Origin of the sequence: Bifidobacterium sp. ESL0775 (genome assembly GCF_029395475.1) — a bacterium.
Lineage (GTDB): Bacteria > Actinomycetota > Actinomycetes > Actinomycetales > Bifidobacteriaceae > Bifidobacterium.
The window spans coordinates 1,287,298-1,305,622 of sequence record NZ_CP113917.1 but is presented as its reverse complement, the minus strand read 5'-3'; the positions used below and the strand labels follow the sequence as shown (position 1 = coordinate 1,305,622).

18 protein-coding genes are annotated in these 18,325 nt (G+C 55.2%); 12 read left to right on the top strand and 6 right to left on the bottom strand.

From position 1 onward, the window contains the following. Positions 1–44 precede the first annotated feature (44 nt). The 8 genes from pyrB to OZX73_RS04750 all read left to right on the top strand — a co-directional run bounded on the left by pyrB (position 45) and on the right by OZX73_RS04750 (position 9,032). Positions 45–1,001, top strand: coding sequence for an aspartate carbamoyltransferase (gene pyrB / locus OZX73_RS04785; protein ID WP_277150932.1), 957 nt, complete (start codon positions 45–47; stop codon positions 999–1,001). Beyond that, positions 1,001–1,420: an aspartate carbamoyltransferase regulatory subunit gene (locus tag OZX73_RS04780; RefSeq protein WP_277148046.1), complete on the top strand. Its 420-nt coding sequence runs from the start codon at positions 1,001–1,003 to the stop codon at positions 1,418–1,420. The genes pyrB and OZX73_RS04780 overlap by 1 nt, the downstream gene beginning before the upstream one ends. A gap of 126 nt (positions 1,421–1,546) precedes the next feature. Then, positions 1,547–3,055 carry a dihydroorotase gene (locus OZX73_RS04775; protein WP_277148044.1) on the top strand — a complete coding sequence of 503 codons (1,509 nt, stop codon included), beginning with the start codon at positions 1,547–1,549 and terminating at the stop codon, positions 3,053–3,055. Between the two features lie 99 nt (positions 3,056–3,154). Beyond that, complete coding sequence (gene pyrF, locus OZX73_RS04770) at positions 3,155–4,231, top strand: orotidine-5'-phosphate decarboxylase (protein WP_277148042.1); 1,077 nt, start codon at positions 3,155–3,157, stop codon at positions 4,229–4,231. A 68-nt stretch (positions 4,232–4,299) separates the two neighbouring features. After that, positions 4,300–5,118 (top strand): dihydroorotate dehydrogenase electron transfer subunit, encoded by an 819-nt coding sequence (locus OZX73_RS04765; RefSeq protein ID WP_348519474.1) that lies wholly within the window; start codon positions 4,300–4,302, stop codon positions 5,116–5,118. 38 nt (positions 5,119–5,156) lie between these two features. Further along, entirely contained in the window at positions 5,157–6,122 is a 966-nt protein-coding gene (locus OZX73_RS04760; RefSeq protein ID WP_277148039.1) for a dihydroorotate dehydrogenase, read from the top strand. Between the two features lie 303 nt (positions 6,123–6,425). After that, positions 6,426–7,118 (top strand): orotate phosphoribosyltransferase, encoded by a 693-nt coding sequence (gene pyrE, locus OZX73_RS04755; protein WP_277150931.1) that lies wholly within the window; start codon positions 6,426–6,428, stop codon positions 7,116–7,118. A 99-nt stretch (positions 7,119–7,217) separates the two neighbouring features. Continuing rightward, entirely contained in the window at positions 7,218–9,032 is a 1,815-nt protein-coding gene (locus OZX73_RS04750; RefSeq protein WP_277148037.1) for an AMP-dependent synthetase/ligase, read from the top strand. A gap of 99 nt (positions 9,033–9,131) precedes the next feature. Here the strand turns inward: OZX73_RS04750 and OZX73_RS04745 are convergent, their stop codons facing one another. Further along, positions 9,132–9,332, bottom strand: coding sequence for a helix-turn-helix transcriptional regulator (locus tag OZX73_RS04745; protein ID WP_277148035.1), 201 nt, complete (start codon positions 9,330–9,332; stop codon positions 9,132–9,134). Next, the gene (locus OZX73_RS04740; RefSeq protein ID WP_277148033.1) at positions 9,329–9,874 is read right to left on the bottom strand and encodes a hypothetical protein; all 546 of its coding nucleotides are present in this window, start codon (positions 9,872–9,874) and stop codon (positions 9,329–9,331) included. Before OZX73_RS04740 ends, OZX73_RS04745 begins: the two co-directional genes overlap by 4 nt. 224 nt (positions 9,875–10,098) lie before the next feature. Here OZX73_RS04740 and OZX73_RS04735 point away from each other — a divergent pair, with 224 nt between their 5' ends. From OZX73_RS04735 to OZX73_RS04720, 4 genes are all read left to right on the top strand, one after another. Beyond that, positions 10,099–10,353 (top strand): metalloregulator ArsR/SmtB family transcription factor, encoded by a 255-nt coding sequence (locus OZX73_RS04735; protein WP_277148031.1) that lies wholly within the window; start codon positions 10,099–10,101, stop codon positions 10,351–10,353. A gap of 82 nt (positions 10,354–10,435) precedes the next feature. Then, on the top strand, positions 10,436–11,197 hold the full coding sequence (locus tag OZX73_RS04730) for an SdpI family protein (RefSeq protein WP_277148029.1): 762 nt from the start codon (positions 10,436–10,438) through the stop codon (positions 11,195–11,197). Positions 11,198–11,491: 294 nt separating this feature from the next. Beyond that, entirely contained in the window at positions 11,492–11,869 is a 378-nt protein-coding gene (locus tag OZX73_RS04725) for a metalloregulator ArsR/SmtB family transcription factor (RefSeq protein ID WP_277148027.1), read from the top strand. Further along, a complete protein-coding gene (locus tag OZX73_RS04720) occupies positions 11,850–12,659 on the top strand; it encodes an SdpI family protein (protein WP_277148025.1) in 810 nt (269 codons plus the stop codon). Before OZX73_RS04725 ends, OZX73_RS04720 begins: the two co-directional genes overlap by 20 nt. Before the next feature lie 87 nt (positions 12,660–12,746). On the opposite strand, the gene OZX73_RS04715 is transcribed toward OZX73_RS04720, so the two are convergent. The 4 genes from OZX73_RS04715 to OZX73_RS04700 all read right to left on the bottom strand — a co-directional run bounded on the left by OZX73_RS04715 (position 12,747) and on the right by OZX73_RS04700 (position 18,114). Continuing rightward, on the bottom strand, positions 12,747–13,670 hold the full coding sequence (locus OZX73_RS04715) for a LysR family transcriptional regulator (RefSeq protein ID WP_277148023.1): 924 nt from the start codon (positions 13,668–13,670) through the stop codon (positions 12,747–12,749). A 75-nt stretch (positions 13,671–13,745) separates the two neighbouring features. Continuing rightward, the gene (locus OZX73_RS04710; protein WP_277148021.1) at positions 13,746–14,411 is read right to left on the bottom strand and encodes an HAD family phosphatase; all 666 of its coding nucleotides are present in this window, start codon (positions 14,409–14,411) and stop codon (positions 13,746–13,748) included. A gap of 73 nt (positions 14,412–14,484) precedes the next feature. After that, on the bottom strand, positions 14,485–16,470 hold the full coding sequence (locus tag OZX73_RS04705) for a bifunctional ADP-dependent NAD(P)H-hydrate dehydratase/NAD(P)H-hydrate epimerase (RefSeq protein WP_348519449.1): 1,986 nt from the start codon (positions 16,468–16,470) through the stop codon (positions 14,485–14,487). 42 nt (positions 16,471–16,512) lie between these two features. After that, the gene (locus OZX73_RS04700) at positions 16,513–18,114 is read right to left on the bottom strand and encodes an ABC-F family ATP-binding cassette domain-containing protein (protein WP_277148019.1); all 1,602 of its coding nucleotides are present in this window, start codon (positions 18,112–18,114) and stop codon (positions 16,513–16,515) included. Positions 18,115–18,325: the final 211 nt, after the last annotated feature.

Genomic DNA, 18,325 nt, shown 5'->3' with positions numbered 1-18,325 from the left:
CACAAAAACCTAAGATTCCCGTTGATGGGATTGGACGATCATCATTGGTCGGTTCCAGCGTGGTGACGTTGGATAACATACCGACTTCCGAGATTCGGGTATTGCTTGACAAAGCGCAATACATCGATTCCCATCGTAAAGAAGTGGCGAACACCTGCAATGGCCGGGTGTTGGCCACTTTGTTTTATGAGCCCAGTACGCGCACGCGCCTGAGTTTCGAGACCGCGATGCTCCGACTTGGCGGCAAGGTCATCGGTTTTGCTGGCGCTCAGCTTTCCTCGGCCACCAAAGGTGAGACCATCCACGACACGGTGAAGGTAGTCTCCCAATACGCCGATCTCATCGCCATGCGCCACCCAAAGGAAGGCGCCGCGCTGGTCGCGGCGCACTCGTCGGATGTGCCGGTCATCAACGCCGGCGACGGCGGGCACATGCACCCCACCCAGACGTTGGCCGATCTGTCCACAATCCAGGCACGATTCGGACGCGTCACCGACCTGACCGTGGGCCTGTGCGGCGATCTGACGTTTGGCCGCACCGTCCATTCGCTGATTACCACGCTCTGCCGCTTCGGCAATGTCCGCTTTGTACTGATCAGCCCTGATGAGCTCAAGACCCCGCAGTATGTGCTTGACTGCATCGACCAGAGCTCGACTTGCTCCTACGTGGAAGCCAAGGATTTGTCGGCGGTCATCGGCGACCTTGACGTGCTTTACATGACCCGCGTCCAGCAGGAACGCTTCTTCAACGAGGACGATTACCTCCGTCTGCGCGACACCTACATTTTGGATGCAGGCAAGATGAAACTGGCCAAGCCCACGATGGCCGTGTTGCACCCGTTGCCACGCGTCAACGAGATCGCCAAGGAAGTCGACGACGACCCGCGCGCCGCCTATTTCGAGCAGGTGCGTCGCGGCATGCTCATGCGCATGGCGCTGGAAAGCTCGGTGCTTGGCGACAAACTGCCCGGCTACGACGAGAACAAGGAGGTGTTGGCCTGATGGAAGTCACAAGCATCACCAACGGCATCATCATCGACCATGTGGACGCGGGCATGGCGCTCACTGTGCTGCATTATCTCAAGGTCGACCCGGCCACAACAAAGCTGGCGCTCATCATGAACGCGGACAGCCACGCGTTGGGAGCCAAGGACATCATCAAGCTCGAGGACGTCGAGGATCTGAATCTTGACGCGCTCGGCTTCATCGCCCCGCACGCCACCGTCAACATCGTCCGTGGCGGCGAGATCGTCGAGAAGGCGAAACCCGAGTTGCCACAGCACCTTGTCGGTGTCATCACCTGCAAGAACCCACGTTGTGTGACCACTTCCGAAACCGGTTTGGAGCAGCGGTTCCATCTGGCCAACGCCGAACGCCGTGAATACCGTTGCGATTATTGTGACGAGGAAGCGGAACGATAGGGATTTTGCCCTGCGCCGGATTCCGTTGGATTGATGGGATTAGGCGCTGGCAGGCAAAAGCTTGATTGAACATCAAGCAAGTGGAGATACAGGCAAATAGCGGTTTATTGACAGAACGGAATGCACATGCTGACCATTCATGACATCGCGGTGTGGGACACCGGCGAGCGTATCGACCTCATCGTACCGGAAGTCGACGGTGAACGTTCGTTTACCGAGCCAGGTGCCGTTGTTTCCGGTGATATTGACGGCTCGTCACTGATCGTCGCACCGGGACTCGCCGATCCACATGTGCACTTCCGCGATCCAGGACAGCTGGACAAAGAAACGATGGTCACCGGGTCTGCGGCGGCCGCGGCTGGCGGTTACACACGCGTGCTCATCATGCCGAACACCTTGCCTGCTGCCGACGGACGTGACATCAATGTTCAGGATGTTGTCGACGGCGGCAAAGAGCTCAGGGAGGTCGGGGCCTACAATACGCTCGATTATTTGCAGCGCTATGAGCAGTTGCACAATGTGAAGCTGCCGGTTCGTTATGACCTCTCGGTTTGTGCTTCGCTGGGGCGTGCCGGAAAGCTGCCTAGTCGGCCGGAAGATTATGCACGATTCATGGATTCGACCGAGTGTTCATCGCACTCCGATAATGCGGAATCAAAGACAGGTGGAAGCTCGGATAATCCGGTTTCGGAGCACCCGTTGCGTGCGGTCACTGATGACGGATCGGCCATCACCAATGAAATTCTCGACGCGGTTCTTGCCGACTCGAAGGCGACGGGATTGCCGGTGTTGGAACATTGTGAGCATCATGATTCCGGAGCCATCAACGATGGGGCGGTCAGCAGAAAACTTGGCATCGCCGGTATCCCGGCAGAAACCGAACTGGCGATAGTCGACCGTGATATCGAAGCCGCACGACGAACGGGTGCCCATATCCATTTCCAGCACGTCTCCACAGCCGGAGCGTTCGATGCTGTTCGCAAAGCGAAAGCCGAGGGGTTGCCCATTACCTGTGAGACAGCACCGCATTACCTTGCGCTATGCGATGAGGACATTCTGAAGTATGGCGCGATGGCCAAGATGAACCCGCCTCTGAGAAGTGAGGCTGACAGGCGTGCGACGGTCGCCGCGATTGCGGACGGAACCGTCGACATGATCGCCACCGACCACGCCCCGCACACGGCCGCCGAGAAAGCGGGAGATCTGGTCGATGCTCCCAATGGCATCATCGGCTTGGAATGTGCATACGGCGTCTGCCGCAAGGTCTTGGTCGAAGGCGGAGCCATCAGCGATGAACGCTTAATTGAGCTCATGGCTTTGGCTCCCGAGCGATTAATGGGCCACACGCCGACGGACGTGGCGATGCTGCTCAACACCTCATCAAAGTGCGCGACGAAACGGACGCTGGATTTAAGCAAGGTCGAACACCCGGAATACGTCGATTTGACGTTGATCGATACCCACAACGAATGGACTGTAGACTCAGCAAAATTCCATTCCAAGGGCCGCAACACCCCGTTCGATGGCTGGAAGCTTACCGGCAGGCCGATGGCGACGATTATCGGTTCAAAGCTGGTATTTAGCCGGTTGCCGGACAGCCCGACAAGTAAACACGACAGTTCAAGGGTAGTTTAAATGAAATCCTGGCTGGTATATGACTCGACATAACAGTCAGAATAACTGTGATAATTAATAACAGAACAGTTCCACGAATGCAGAAAACGAGGTAAAGCAATGGATCGACTGATTGAGGCCATCGAAGCCAAAGACAATCCCAGCATTGTCGGGCTGGATCCGACGCAGGCACTGGTGCCTTCTCAGGCCTGCACCATGGAGATTGAATTCAACGAAAAGGATCTCGAGTCATTCATTGAGGGATTGGAGAGGAGCAGCAATCCCGAAGATCAGCGAATTCTGGCTTCGATAAACAACGCCGACGGTACAGACGCCAAAATGAAGGTTGCCAAGAAGGTTTTGGAAGGCGATTCGGGTGCCCAGATTGTTATGGGTTTTTATGAGTTCAATCGTGCAATCATCGACGCAGTGAAGGATATCGTGCCGGCCGTCAAGCCGCAGATCGCCATGTACGAGGCCTACGGTTCCATCGGTTTTGATATCTACCGCTTGACCTGTGAATATGCACAGAAGCAAGGGCTGTATGTGCTTGGCGACATCAAACGAGGCGATATCGGTTCTACGGCTGCGGCCTATGCCAAGCATTTGACCCAGATCAATTCACGCGAAGACGACGTCAACGGCCGGCCATGGTATGAAGATGCCGTCACGGTCAATCCGTACTTCGGAACTGACGGCATCACCCCATTCACCGACGCTGCCAAGCAAACCGACAAAGACGTATTCGCGCTGGTGCGCACCTCGAATCCCTCCAGCAAAGAGATTCAGGAACTCGAACTCGCAGACGGCGACAAACTCTATGAGCACGTGGCCGACCTCGTGGAAGGCTGGGGCGCGGACTCCATCGGCAAATATGGATATTCACGACTTGGTGCCGTTGTCGGAGCGACCCATCCGGAGCAGGGCCGGGAATTGCGTGAACGCATGCCACATACGTTCTTCCTTGTGCCAGGCTACGGTGCGCAGGGCGGTACATCCGCCGATGCCACACAGATGTTCGACAAGAACGGTCGCGGGGCCATCGTCAACTCGTCGCGTGGCATCATCGGCGCGTGGAAGAAATCAGGGGAGTACCGCGAGGATATGGCCAAGGAAGAAGCCCTTGATTTGGTGGGTCGCAGCGCTCGAGCCGCAGCCATCGCGATGCGTGATGACTTGAGAAAAGCCCTGCACTGATAATCGCAATGTTCAAACTTATAATCAACAGAATTTTGAGAAGGAGAGACATGAGCGCAACCGCTTTTATGCCTACTGTCACCACCGGAACCGTCGAACGGCAGGCGGCCGAAGCCGGACGGAAGCCCGGAAGACGCACCGACGAGGTGATTGCCGCCTCGATGTTGTCCGAAGGAATCTACGAGCTGGTTATCCGCGATCCGTACGTGGCTCGAACCGCACAGCCGGCGCAGTTCGTCAACCTTTATCCCGCCAACGCCACCTTGACATTGCCCCGTCCATTCGGCGTGGCCAAGGTCGAGGGTGACGATGTGACCTTGATTTACCAAATCGTCGGAGCAGGGACGGCAGAGTTCTCGTTGCTTCAAGCCGGCGATGTCATCGACGTTCTCGGGCCGTTGGGCAAGCCGTTCGATACCGCCGAGCCCGCAAATTATGTATTGGTTGGCGGCGGTCTTGGTGTGCCGCCATTGCTGTATGCCGCACAAACGCTTAGTGGACGCAATGATGGTACACAAGTAACCTCGGTTTTCGGTTATCGCGACGTACGTTTCGCCGATGATCTAGTGGCTCCTTATGCCGACCATATTCACAGCATCGTCAATGCCCAAGGCAACGTCGTCGATCTGCTGAATGACATCGAAGACGAACTTCGTAGCACCGACCAGCCGTCGATTATCCTCTCCTGCGGGCCGACGCCGATGATGAGAGCTGTCGCAGCCTGGGCCAGCAAACGCGGTATTCCGGCACAGTTGAGCCTCGAAGCCCGCATGGGTTGTGGCTACGGAGCTTGTGTGGCCTGCGTGGTCGATACGCCGAGCGGAAGGCTCAAAGTCTGCAAGGACGGTCCCGTGTTCACCACCGAAGAACTGGGCTGGGAGGCGTGAACGCAATGACGAGTACGATCAACGAAGGAACTGCTGCGATGAACGAACAAACGAAACAGGCCGAACAGATTAAGGCAATGAACGTCCTTGAACCCCATGAATGGCGGCACAAGACCGTCGTCGCGGGGGTAGAATGGAAGAATCCAGTGGGCACGGCCTCGGGCACGTTCCAGCTTGATGCATGCGGCGACTATTACGACGTCAGCCAGATGGGTGCCATCTGCACCAAAGGCGTCTCGCCGATTCCGTGGGAGGGAAATCCCTCGCCGCGTACCGCCGAAGGCCCGTCCAGCATGGTCAACGCCGTCGGCCTGCAGAATCCGGGCGTCGACCACTACCTTGTCGACGAACTAACGCGGCTCAAGAAGCTTGGCGCCATGGTCATCACCAACGTCGCCGGCCACAGCGACGAGGATTACGCGCAGGTCGTTGAGAAACTCGCCGATTCGCCTGCCGACATGCTGGAGATCAACGTCAGCTGTCCGAACGTCAGCCACGGCGGTATGAGCGTCGGCACCGACCCAGTGGTGCTGAGCCGGCTCATCAAGCACCTGCGGACTTTGACAGATAAGCCGATGATTGTCAAGCTTTCCCCGAACGTCACCGACATCGTTCAGATCGCCCATGCCGCGGTCGACGCTGGTGCGGACGCACTGAGCCTCATCAACACACTGGTCGGCATGCGCATCGACATCAACACCGGCAAGCCCATCATCGCCAACCGTACCGGCGGCGTTTCCGGCCCGGCCATCTTCCCGATCGCCCTGAGCTTCGTATGGCGAGTTCGTCAGGCCATTCCCGACATCCCGATTATCGGCATCGGCGGCATCGATTCGGGGGAGAAAGCCCTGGAATATCTTTACGCCGGTGCCAACGCCGTCGAGGTAGGCGCCGCAGCGCTGTTCGACCCGACCGCCCCGATGCGCGTAGCCCGCGAGCTTGACGATCTGCTCGATTCTCGTCCCGAACTAGCCACGAAACTTGCCAAAGGCCAGACGTGGTAACCGTGGTCGCCACTCAGCTGCTTGCAGTCGAACAATTCCGCCATAAATGGACCACTGCTCAGCACTCACTGGCTTATTTATGGTGCAACAATATTTTTCCGCCATATATAGGCAACTAACAGGCTTTTAGCGGCTTGTTTATGGCGCAAACAGTTTATTTCCGCCATTTTTGGGCTGCTGATTAGTTCCTAGTGACCTATATGTGGCGCAATTGTAGAAACGGCATCGGTTGGTACAACGAATAATATGAAAATGAAAGGGATTATCATGAATCAGAAACATAGTCGCAACGAGGCCAATGGGATGACCCCGTTTGACGAACGTTTTACCGAGTTCTTGCTCGAATCCGGAGCCCTGAAATTCGGTGATTTCATGCTCAAGTCTGGTCGTCAGTCGCCTTACTTCATCAACGCCGGCGCGTTCAACGACGGCCGCAAAATCGCCACGTTAGGCGCTTTCTACGCCGAAAAGATCACTTCGGCCATGGCCGACGGTACGCTCCCGAAAGATATCGCCACGATTTTCGGCCCGGCCTATAAAGGCATCCCGCTGGCAGTTTCCACGGCCATTGCGTTGACCAGCATGCATGGCATGGAGGTCGGCTATACCTTCGATCGCAAGGAGAAGAAGGATCACGGGGACGGTGGCATCCTTGTCGGAACCCCGCTGAAAGACGGTATGAAGGTTCTCCTGGTCGATGATGTGATGACCGCCGGCACCGCTGTCCGCGAGGTCGTCCCGAAGCTCAAATCCGCCGCAAACGTCGATATCGTAGGATTGGTGCTTTCGGTTGACCGTATGGAAAAGACCAAGGATTCCGACATGTCCGCCGTCAAGTCGGTCGAGCAGGAGTTCGGTTTCCCCGTCCTTTCCATCGCCAACGTCCGCGAGATCTTCGCCGCCGCCTCCCGCATGGTCACCACCGACGGCAAGCCATTGCTCGGTGACGACATCAAGGAACGTGCCGATACATATTTGGCCAAATATGGCGCATGAGATAACACATTGACGTATTTAGTCAGCCACGGCTTTTGACACCGATTTCTTACGCTCGGAGTAAAGTTTTTAATAGCATTACGTCAACAAGGGAGCCGTATGCAACAGGAATACACACAGCCGCTAGAAAAACCGATCGAAAGCGACCGGAACATCTTCACATTGCTTGACGACCGTGCCAAGCGCACACCGGAAGAGTCGTTGGTCGAGTATGTCGGCGACGACGGCAAGTGGCAGTCATTTACCGCGACGCAGTTCCGCGACAAGGTCATAGGGTTGGCGAAAGGCCTGATCGCCCGTGGCGTGAAGCCTGGTGATTCCGTCGCCATTATCGCGCATACGTCATGGCAGTGGACAGCACTCGATGTGGCCATCATGTCGATCGGTGCGCTCACGGTTCCCGTCTACGAGACCAATTCGCCTGCCCAGGTGCAGATGATTTTCAACGATTCCAATGTCAAGATGGCCTTCGCCGAAGATGACGGACAGCGCGACAAGATTGACGCCGTGCGTGATTCCTGTGCCGATCTCAAAGATGTGTATGTTATTACCGCTGGAGCCATCGAGACCATCGAAAAGTTCGGCCAAAGCGTCACCGACGAGGAATTCTGGCAACGCGAAAAAGCGGTCAAAGGCAGCGATTTGGCAACCATCGTCTACACTTCTGGTTCCACTGGAACACCGAAAGGCATCGAGCTGACCCATTCCAATTTCGTGTTCATCACCATCTCCGGCGTGCAGTCCATGGGTGACATCCTCAACAAGCCCGGTCGTAGGCTGCTCCTGTTCCTGCCGTTGGCGCACGTCTTCGCCCGATTCATGCAGCTTGTTTGCTTCGCAGGGACGGTAACACTTGGCTTGTCGAGCAATCTCAAGACCATTCTGGCCGATTTCCGCACGTTCAAACCGACGTTCATCCTCGCCGTCCCGCGTATTTTCGAGAAGATCTACAACGCCGCCTCGCAGAAGGCTGGTTCTGGCATCGCCGGCCGTGTCTTCTCGCATGCCACGGATACCGCCATCGCCTGGTCAAAGGCCCAGCAATCCGGTAAGCCGATTCCGCGAGCGCTGCAAATTCGTCATGCCGTTTACAACAAGCTGGTCTATTCCACGATCATGCAGATTTTTGGCGGCAAGGTCGAATATGCGGTCTCCGGTGGTGCGCCGCTCAACGCGACTATCGCGCACTTCTTCAACGGCGTCGGCCTGCCGCTGCTTGAGGGCTACGGCATGACCGAAACCTGCGCTCCGGCCATGGTCAATCCCACCAAGGGCTACAAGATCGGTACTGTCGGCATTCCGCTGCAGGGCGTGTCCGTCGGCGTCAGCGATACGGGGGAGTTGTGTATCAAGAGCCGCGCCGTGTGCGTCGGTTATCACAACCATCCCGAAATCACCAAGGAACAGATCGTTGACGGGTGGCTGCATACCGGCGATCTCGGCTCCATCGATTCCGACGGGTTTGTGACGCTGACCGGTCGCAAGAAGGATATCATCATCACCGCCGGTGGCAAGAACGTATCGCCTGCCGAGGTCGAGACCTCCGTCATGACCTCGCCGGTGGTCAGCCAATGCGTCATGGTCGGCGACCGCAAGCCGTTCATCGCCGCGATCATCTCGCTGGATTTGCAGGAGACCAACGATTGGCTCAAATCCGAAGGTGCCGAACCGGTCAAGGATTTGAAGGAGGCCAGCGAGAATCCGATAGTCCGCGCCGAGGTCGAACGTGCCGTCAACAAGGCCAACGAGCTGGTCTCTCGCGCCGAATCCATCCGCAAGTTCGAGATCGTCCCCGACGAATTCACCGAGGCCAACGGCATGCTCACCCCAAGCCTCAAGGCCAAGCGCCAGGTCATCACCGATTACTACAAGGATCTCATCGACAACGTCATCTACGCGCCGAAGAAGAGCTGAGTAGGGTTGATAAATAAAACTGCCTTATGAATCGCAAATAAATGCTCATTTCATGCTTCGCGATTCATAAGGCAGTTTCTTATTCACAAGAATAAAACGTTATTCTTCTGAGCCTGGATTGAAGATGTCTTCGATAGTGCAATCGAATAGTTCGGCTAGACGGAAGGCAAGCGGTAGGGAAGGATCGAAGCGGCCTTTTTCGATGGAGATGATGGTTTGACGGCTCACGCCAACAGACTCAGCGAGAGCGGCCTGCGACAGCTGGTGTTGCTGGCGAAGTTGCGGCAGGTGGTTCTTCATGCCATGGCCTTCTTGCGATAGACGAAGTAGGCGCATGCCATGGTAAGCAATCCGATGAGCATGATGCCAAGCAGCGCGAACGCCGCGACGACGCTGGGAATCGGCTTGTCGTAGAACGCCACCAGTAGGAGCAGTACCGTATCGGCAAGCACCATTCCGATAAGGCCCGTGGACATCGCCTGCGTGCGCCAGGTGTCTTCCACGTTCTCTTCAGGATGGGGAATCGAGCCGGTGATGGTCGTTCTGTCGACGATGGTCACCCAGCAGAAGCCGACGCTGCAGCCGCCGATCAATACCGCCATCAATATGATGAAAGTCCAATCATTGAGCTGTGTAGGTCTGCGGATGATAAAAGCGATGACCCCGAATATGACACCAATGACGATTCCCGCGACAATCGATGTGCCCCAAAGAGCGACTTTGCCGCCTCCGAAAATGGTTTTCGTACCGAAGGCGCTGGTTGTCTTCTTTCCGGTTGTTTTATTTGATTCGGTCGCTTCGGCATGTAGCTCAGAAGTGGTGCCGGTCTGGTTGTTCATCATATTCCTCCTTTACCGCATCGATGAAATAGCCTAATTCCAACAACATCAAGTAAAGCAAACTTTACTATGTAAAAGAAACTATACATTGTTAGTCGAGGACTGTCAATTTTGATGAAATATATTTCAAAATAAGTTGAAATAAAAACAGAAACATTGTAATCTATTTCTATATTTCAAATATATTTGAAATATAAGATATGGTTTCTAGCAAGAAAGGAGAGGCGATGAGTTTACAAACTACATTGAAAGCACTTGCTGACCCAGAGCGCAGAAGGATTCTTCAATTGCTCAGACAGAAGGTCATGAATGCCGGTGACCTGATGGGCGAGACCGGTTTGTCTGCTTCAAGTCTTTCGTATCATTTGCGTAAGCTTCGTGAGGCTGGGCTCGTGGAAGACAGCCGAGATGGAACGACCATTTGGTATGAGCCGAATCTGAGTGTACTTGACGATCTTATCGTTTGGCTCAACAAACTCTAATCAAGCGTCAACCGCAAGGTAAATTCATGTAATTCCCTTGGTTGGAATCACATGAAATCTAATCACAAACAAAGGAACTGAAATGATTCAGGATGTAAACGATGGAAAGTTTGAAAATTCGAATATGAGGCAAAGTGTCGCCAGACGGGTTATGGTATGGAACGCGGTATTTGGTGTCATAGGCTTGCTGCCCCTGATTGTGTATTTGATTGCGATGCCGTCTATGCCCAATCGAGTACCCATGCGTTATGGTGATTCTGGGATTGAAAGTTGGGGAAGCAACGTTCAAGGGCTCGCATCTCCTCTCTTATCACTGTTCGTTTGTGTGCTATGGATGCTTTCAGAGATTTTGGTGGTACGTTCGATCAGGAAACGAACAGATGAAGACCCATTCTCTACTTTGAAGGTCTATATCATTGGCGGTTGCGGTGCCTTGATCACTATCAACGTTTTGAACATCTATTACATTTGGACAGTTTTCAATAACGGTAATATCGGCAACGCTTCATTTAATGGCTCCTCAATCTCCAATATCGTTGCAGGGCTTGTGTTCATTGTTTTGGGTAACATTGTGCCCAATTCGAGGCCGAACGGGTGGTCTGGTCTACGTACCCCCTGGGCTTACAAAAGCCGCGAGACGTGGCGCCGTTGCCAAAGGGTCGGAGGCATATTGCTGATTGCCGGTGGCGTTGTGCTTGTTGCTGTTGGACTTGTGTTTCGCTCGGCGAGTTCTTGGATCATTGCTGGAGTCGCTGTGGTTTTAGGGATTATCGGCATCGTTTATAGCATATATGCAGCGCAAAAATACGGGAATATAGGAGGATCGCTCGATAAAAAGCGTTGAAAAAGTATTTTGAGTTGAGTTTTTAACCAAGAACAGTGGGTATGGGGATAATCATCATATTATCCCATACCTTTTTTTATTGCTCTTTTGTTTGGCCAAGCGAAATAAAGTCGGACTTTTTAATTGATCCTTGATGGTTTGCCAATAAGCAAGTCATAAAGCCGAACGGTCTTTTATATTGATGACTCTACTCGTATTGTGGTTGATGGTCCCTTTGTATTTCCGGAACAAGATGATAATCTTAGGATAATTTCAAATTTAGTTGAAACATTCTATCTAATGAGGTACTGAATAATGGGTGTGCAGACTACATTGTCGGCGCTTGCAGATCCGGCTCGACGCGAGATTCTTCAGCTGCTGAGACAACGAGTGATGAATGCCGGAGAACTCGCGGAAGCCACGGGGTTGTCGGCATCAAGGCTTTCGTATCATCTGCGCAAGCTCAAGGAGGCCGAGCTGGTTACTGACAGCCGCGACGGCACGACCATCTGGTACGAGCCGAATCTGACCGTCCTTGACGACACCATTGTCTGGATGAAAGAGCTACAGCGCAACAATGCTGTTTCCAAGGCTTCGCGGTACAAAGCGAAGCGAGCAGCAAGGGGGAACGCTATCCGAGGTTCACAAAAAAGCGCAACCGAAACGGTGAGGAATGGAAAAACGCGAAGATAACCAGACGGAAGTTCAGAAAGTCAGTGATGACGAATCTGGACATCTCAAGCAACATATTGGTTGGAAAGACGTGCTTGTCGGTGCGAAAAATTGGAACTTCGCCCTGGTGCTTCTCGCTTTGTTGCCGCTTATCATCTATCTGCTGGCTTTGCCGTATATGCCGGATACTATACCGATGCATTACAACAGTAAGAATGAGCTTGACCGTTGGGGGAGCAAATATGAGGGTCTCGTTGTTGCTTGGATGGTGTTGATTTTTTGTGTGTTCTGGCTGGTGTGCGAGATTCCTCTCGGACTTTCCGTGTACAAACAATCGCATCCGGATATGAGCCCAAAAACGACAGTGCGAGTCTGGATCGGCGGCGGATGTTGGGTATGTTTGGAGATGAACATCATCAACATTTGGATTATCTCCGATGCATTCAGCAAGGGAGGTACGGGTTCCAGCATACCGTTGGAGCCTATCATGAACGTGACCGCTGGCTTGGCGCTCATCATTTTCGGCAATGTCATGCCGAGCGTCAAACCGAACGGATGGTCCGGCATACGCATGCCCGGAGCTTTCAAAAGCCGTGAGTCCTGGCGTCGCTGCCAGCGTTTCGGCGGTTTTGCGTTCATCATTGGCGGCATCGTCTTGATTGTTGCAGGTCTCTTTGTGCATTCGTCCCGTTTCGTCGACCTGTATGCCGTCCTTGTTGTCGGCTTGGCGATCGTGATAGCATTCGCAATCTACAGCGTCTACGCCGGCAAGAAATACGGCGATGTCGGCGGCAAGATTAACAAGAAATAATGCCAATCGTAATTAAGATGAGATTTTTCGACAATCAGTTCTCGGTATGAAAAAGGCTATGAAAAATCTCCATCGGTTTGAAAATACTTATTCGATCAGCTTGTAGCCGTGGCTGGCGATGACGGACTTGAGCTTGGAAAGGTAGCTTTCGGCGGCGTTGGAGAGGTTGGCGCGTTCGTTGGTGATCCAGCCGACCAGCATGGTCTCGTCGGTGTCGAGCGGGACCGTGACGATCTTTTCATTGTTGAGGTCGCCGTTGTCGATGCCGGTGCAGATGGTGTAGCCGTTGAGCCCGATGATGAAGTTCAAAATCGTGGCGCGGTCGGTGACGTTGATGAGTTTGGGGGAGTCCTTGGGCCAGACCGCTTCCTCGGCGAAGTAGAAGCTGCCCTCCTCGCCCTGTTCGTATTGGATGAACGGGTATGGCTTGAGGTCGTCCATGGTCACCATTTTCTTGGACGCGAGTGGGTTGTCGCGTGAGATGAAGACGTGCAGTCCGGCACGGAACAGCGGATGGAATTCGAGGTGCTTGCCGCGCAGGAGCTTGCCGATGACGTCCTTATTGAAATCGGAGAGATAGAGGATGCCGATTTCGGAAAGCATGTTGGCGACTTGGTCGATGATGTCGCGTGTGCGGGTCTCGCGGATGGTGAATTCGTATTCGTCGGATTCGATGGAATTGATCATTTCGACGAATGCCTCGACGGCGAACATGTAGTGCTGGGTAGAGACGCTGCACAACTGCTTGCGTGGCTTGGCGTGCTTGTACCGTTCCTCCATGAGTTCGGCCTGGTCGAGCACCTGGCGGGCGTAAGTGAGGAATTCCGCGCCGTCGACGGTCAGTGCGATGCCTTGCGACGAGCGGGTGAAGATCTCGATGCCCATCTCGTGCTCAAGCTCTTTGACTGACGAGCTCAGTGCGGGCTGGGAGACATACAGCTCGTGTGAGGCCTCGTTCATCGAGCCGCACTCCACGATCTTGACGATATATTTCAGCTGTAGCAGTGTCATATCCAAAGTTTATAACAACGTGTGTATCGGGAAGGTTAACTTATAACGATTTTTGATATTGAAATCCGTTTTGGCTCAGATATTAACACCCAGACGTTGCAACTCTGTTCGGGCGTCGCTGGCGTTTTGGAATCGGATCGCGTTGATGCCGACGGCTTTTGCGCCATCCACATTGGCTTGCGTATCATCAAGGAAAACGGTGTGATTCCCATCAAGATCGAAGCGGTTCAGGGCAAGATTAAAGATATCCGCGTTGGGCTTGTGCATCTTTTCGGTGCCGGACACGACGGTGCCTTGCAATAGGCGTTCGAGCTGTGGGAACTTTTCGAAGGCGAAATGGAAGGTTTCGCCTGACCAATTCGTCAGCCCCCACACGCCATAACCCGCTTTTCGTAAATCAGTTAACAGCTCTTCCATACCATCGATCATTTTCGGTAGGGCATCATCGTAATGTCCAATGTAATAGCTGAACATGTCGGCCAGATCGTCGCCGTACTGCTTTCGATAATCCTTGATGACATCGGCGAAATTCTCACCCGCGTCCATACGCGCCTCGGTGGCGAAGAACCCGTAAGTATCATCTTCGTCCGCGCACAAGGTATCAACGACCTTTTGCGGGAAATGGCCTTGCAGGCATGGCCGATAATTCAGTTCGAGCAGCACGCCACAAAAGTCGAACATGACGTCACGGATTACAGCTTCACGATTGATGGCGTTTATGTTTTCTGCTTTGCCCATCATGTCTCCTGCTCTTTGCTTGTTTCAGTTCCGTATTTCCATGCCGTTGGCCGTGAGTTGACCGGTTCGTTGGAACCTATTTCCGCACCAATTCCTCAAACGCCTGGGGCAACGCTTCGATGGCATCGGTCGCCACAATCGGATGCCCCGGTTTGCCTTCCGGCGTGATCGTGCCATCCGCATCGAAAATCTCAGGCGGCTCCCAGCCGTGCTGGTCGCTTTCCGCGGCCAGGCTTGCGGCGTAACCGTGGATATAGCTTGCGCTTGCGGCGGTCATAATATCGAGGTTCGGGCCGTGTTGCAACTCTTCCTCGCCCTGTTGTGCGAGCATTCCGGCCATGACTCCGGCCAGTATGTCCCCGGCTCCGGCGGTTGCCAGCCATGCGGGTCCGCTGCCGGAGATGTAGGTCGTGGTCATCTTGCGTGTGCCGTCGGCATTTTCGGTTCCTTCTTCAATTCCGGCAGGTAGACCAGCCACGTTGGCGTCGCCAACGACGATAGTTACCGCACCCTTGAGCAGCACGGTCGCGCCAGTCAGTTCATGAGCTCGTTTGGCCCAATGCCAAGGCTCTGCGGTGATGGCCGCAGTGTCCACATCCTCACCGCGCAAACGCAGCAATGCCGCGAGCTCACCGGCGTGCGGCGTGATGATGACATGCGCCGGCACACGTTCGGGAAGCAAATCGAGCGCACCTGCGTCGACGCAGATCGGCGGCATGGTCCAAGGCTCGCTGTCGTAATCGACGTCCGGATCGGCGTTGCCCCATACAATTCCGGTACGCTTGGATACGTATGACGTTTCTTCGTTATCCAGATCATGGACTGGAATCTCGGTCTCGTCGCGGGTCCCGGAAGCATTCTTATCCGGCAATGCATAGTGCTTGAGCAGCGCCGCAATGGCTTCGCGCTGGCCGTCAGAGCCGGACAGACTGTGCTTGCCGGAATTCTGGTTCTGATCGGTTCCTGAAGCGGCCGCCGTCGGAACGCCGGAACCGACGGCCCAAGCCTCAACGCGCCCTTTGCCGAGAACGATTTCGGGGGAATTCCGCAGTACCATGTCGGATGCGTTGACCGGTCCCATATAACGGACCATGCCAATATTGGAACGCATAGCCGCGGCCGAGCTCAGCACCGCCGCACCGGGATATTTCGCAGATCCGGTGATCAGCCCGACGACACCACGTGAGTACTTGGAATCCGATGGTTTCGGCAGACGTATCATACCGCCGGCAGTCTCGTCAATCGAGGAAACGACGGGGTAGGCGTAGGTAATGTCGAAACCGAAATCGACCAGAACAGTGCGGCCGCAGGCGAAACTTGCCGGAGGCAGCATTGCGCAGGGTTTCATCGCCCCGAACATCACCGTGACATCGGCCGGAATATAGCTGCCGGGCAAGGTGCCGTCGTCCACACCGATGCCGGAAGGCGTATCGATGGCGATGACCAGAGGCTTCTGCTCCTGTTCGGTATTAGCGACAAACTGCGGCCTCTCCGGTTCGGTTCCGTCATCATTGGTGGGATGAAGGATATTGGCCATGGTTGCGGCAGGCCCACGCAAGGAGCCTTGGACGCCTATGCCGGTCATCGCGTCGAGAATCACATCTGCCTGCTGCGTCAGTTCGATGGCCGCCTGCAAGCGCTCACCGGCTTCTCCCGCGCTGAAACCGGAGGCAACACCGGGGATGTCCGCTTCCGGATTGATGATCAGCAAGCGTCCGCCGCTTCTGGTGAAGGCGAGCAGACCTTGCAAGTGCAACGATTTGCCGACTGCGATGGCTGTGACCTGGGCACCGGCACAAGCCAACTGCGCCGCCGCGAAAAGGCCGTCCCCGCCGTTGTCTCCGGCGCCAGCCAACAACACGACTTTCGCCCCGGCGACATCGATGTCGTGTTCGTCGAGCAGTTCGGTGGTGACCCTTGCCGCCGCCGAGGCCGCCATTCGCATCAGAGGCACGCCCTTGTCGAGCAATGGACGTTCCATTCCACGCACAGTCTCGACGCTGTAAGCACGGTGTTGCAGCAGCGATTTGCGCATCAGTTCCGTCATCCTCACTTCGTCCATTTCCGACCTCCTGCTATCCGCAATCGTTAGCTCGATGTTACCTTATTCTTCGGCGACCAAATCCAGATAATCGTCGCTCCACAGATCTTCGTCGCCGTCCGGCATCAGCAGCACCCGCTCGGGGTTGAGTGCCTTGACTGCGCCCTCGTCGTGGGTGACCAGCACAATGGCGCCCTCATACTTGGCGATGGCCTTGAGAATCTCGTCGCGCGAGACTGGGTCGAGGTTGTTGGTCGGTTCGTCGAGTAGCAACACATTGGCACGCGAGGTCACCAATGTCGCAAGCGCGAGTCTGGTCTGTTCGCCGCCGGAAAGCACCTTCGCCGGTTTGAACGCGTCATCGCCGGAGAAAAGGAAGCTGCCGAGGATGGAACGGGCGTGTGTGTCGTCAAGGTCGGGGGCGACATGCTGCAGATTCTCGAGTACGGTCGCGTCCATTTCCAACGTGTCGTGTTCCTGCGCGAAATAGCCGATCTTGCATCCGTGGCCGTATACGACCTCGCCGGTATCGGGCTTGTCCTCACCGGCCAGGATGCGCAGCGTCGTGGTCTTGCCGGCACCGTTGTAGCCCAGAATGACCACGCGGGAACCCTTGTCGATGGCAAGATTGATGCCGGTGAACACAATGTTGGAGCCGAATGCCTTGGAAATATCCTTGGCCATGATCGGCGTCTTGCCGCAGGGAGCCGGTTCCGGGAAGCGAATGTCGGCGACCTTCTCCTGCCGTTCGGCCTCGCTGGTCTCGCTCAACAGACGTTCCGCGCGACGCATCATGTTCTGCGCGGCGACGGCCTTGGTGGCCTTGGCGTGCAGGCGGATGCCCTGCCTCATCAGGCGCGCGGCCTTCTTCTCGGCCACCTCACGTTCGCGGCGGCGACGCTCCTCGTCCACCACGCGCTGTTTCAGATAGGCTTTCCAGCCCAACGAATACATGTCGATCTGCGCGGTCTGCGCGTCCAGGTGCCAGATCTTGTTGACCACTTCGTCCAGCAGCTCCGTGGAGTGGGAGATGACGAGGAATCCGCCCTCGAACCGCTTGAGGTACCCGCGCAGCCACTCGATGGAATCCGCGTCCAAATGGTTGGTCGGTTCGTCGAGGATCAGAGTATCGGCGTCGGAGAACAAAATACGCGCCAGTTCGATGCGTCGTTTCTGGCCGCCGGAAAGCGTGCCGATGGGTTGCTGCATAACGTCGTTGGGAAGGCCGAGACTCGCCGCCATCGAAATCGCCTCGGACTGCGCCGCATAGCCGCCGGCCTTGTCGAAGGCCTGCATGGCCTTGTCGTACTTGTCCATCGCCTTTTCCATGACCTTCGGATTCTCGTTGGTCATTTCCTTCTCGGCCTTGCGCATGCGTTTGATGATGCTGGCGATGTCGCGGGCACTCATCATGCGGTCGAGCGCGCTCTGCTCGGGGTCGTCGGCGTGGGTGTCCTGTGGCAGGTAGCCGAGCTTGCCGGAAACACGAACCTTGCCGGCTGTGGGAAGCAGGTCGCCGGTGATGACCCGGGTGAGCGTGGTCTTGCCGGCGCCGTTGCGTCCGACCAGGCCGATCTTGTCGCCCTTGCTCACATGAAAATCAGTGGGATTGAGCAGCGTCCGTGCCCCGATCTGAATTTCCAGCCCTTGCGCCTCGATTGCCATACCTTGTTACCTGTCCTGTTTGCTATCACGAAATTGCGGCGAAATACACCAACATGCCATCATAGCGACACGTCTGCTTTTACCAAAGGAATAAGTGGTATGAAGTGATTGAGGTAACGGCATGATTCTGGTTTCGCTTATCAAGAACCCGCGAAGATACGTTTCCTGATAGCTGTTGGTAAATGGCGTATATACAAGGTTTATTGGTGGA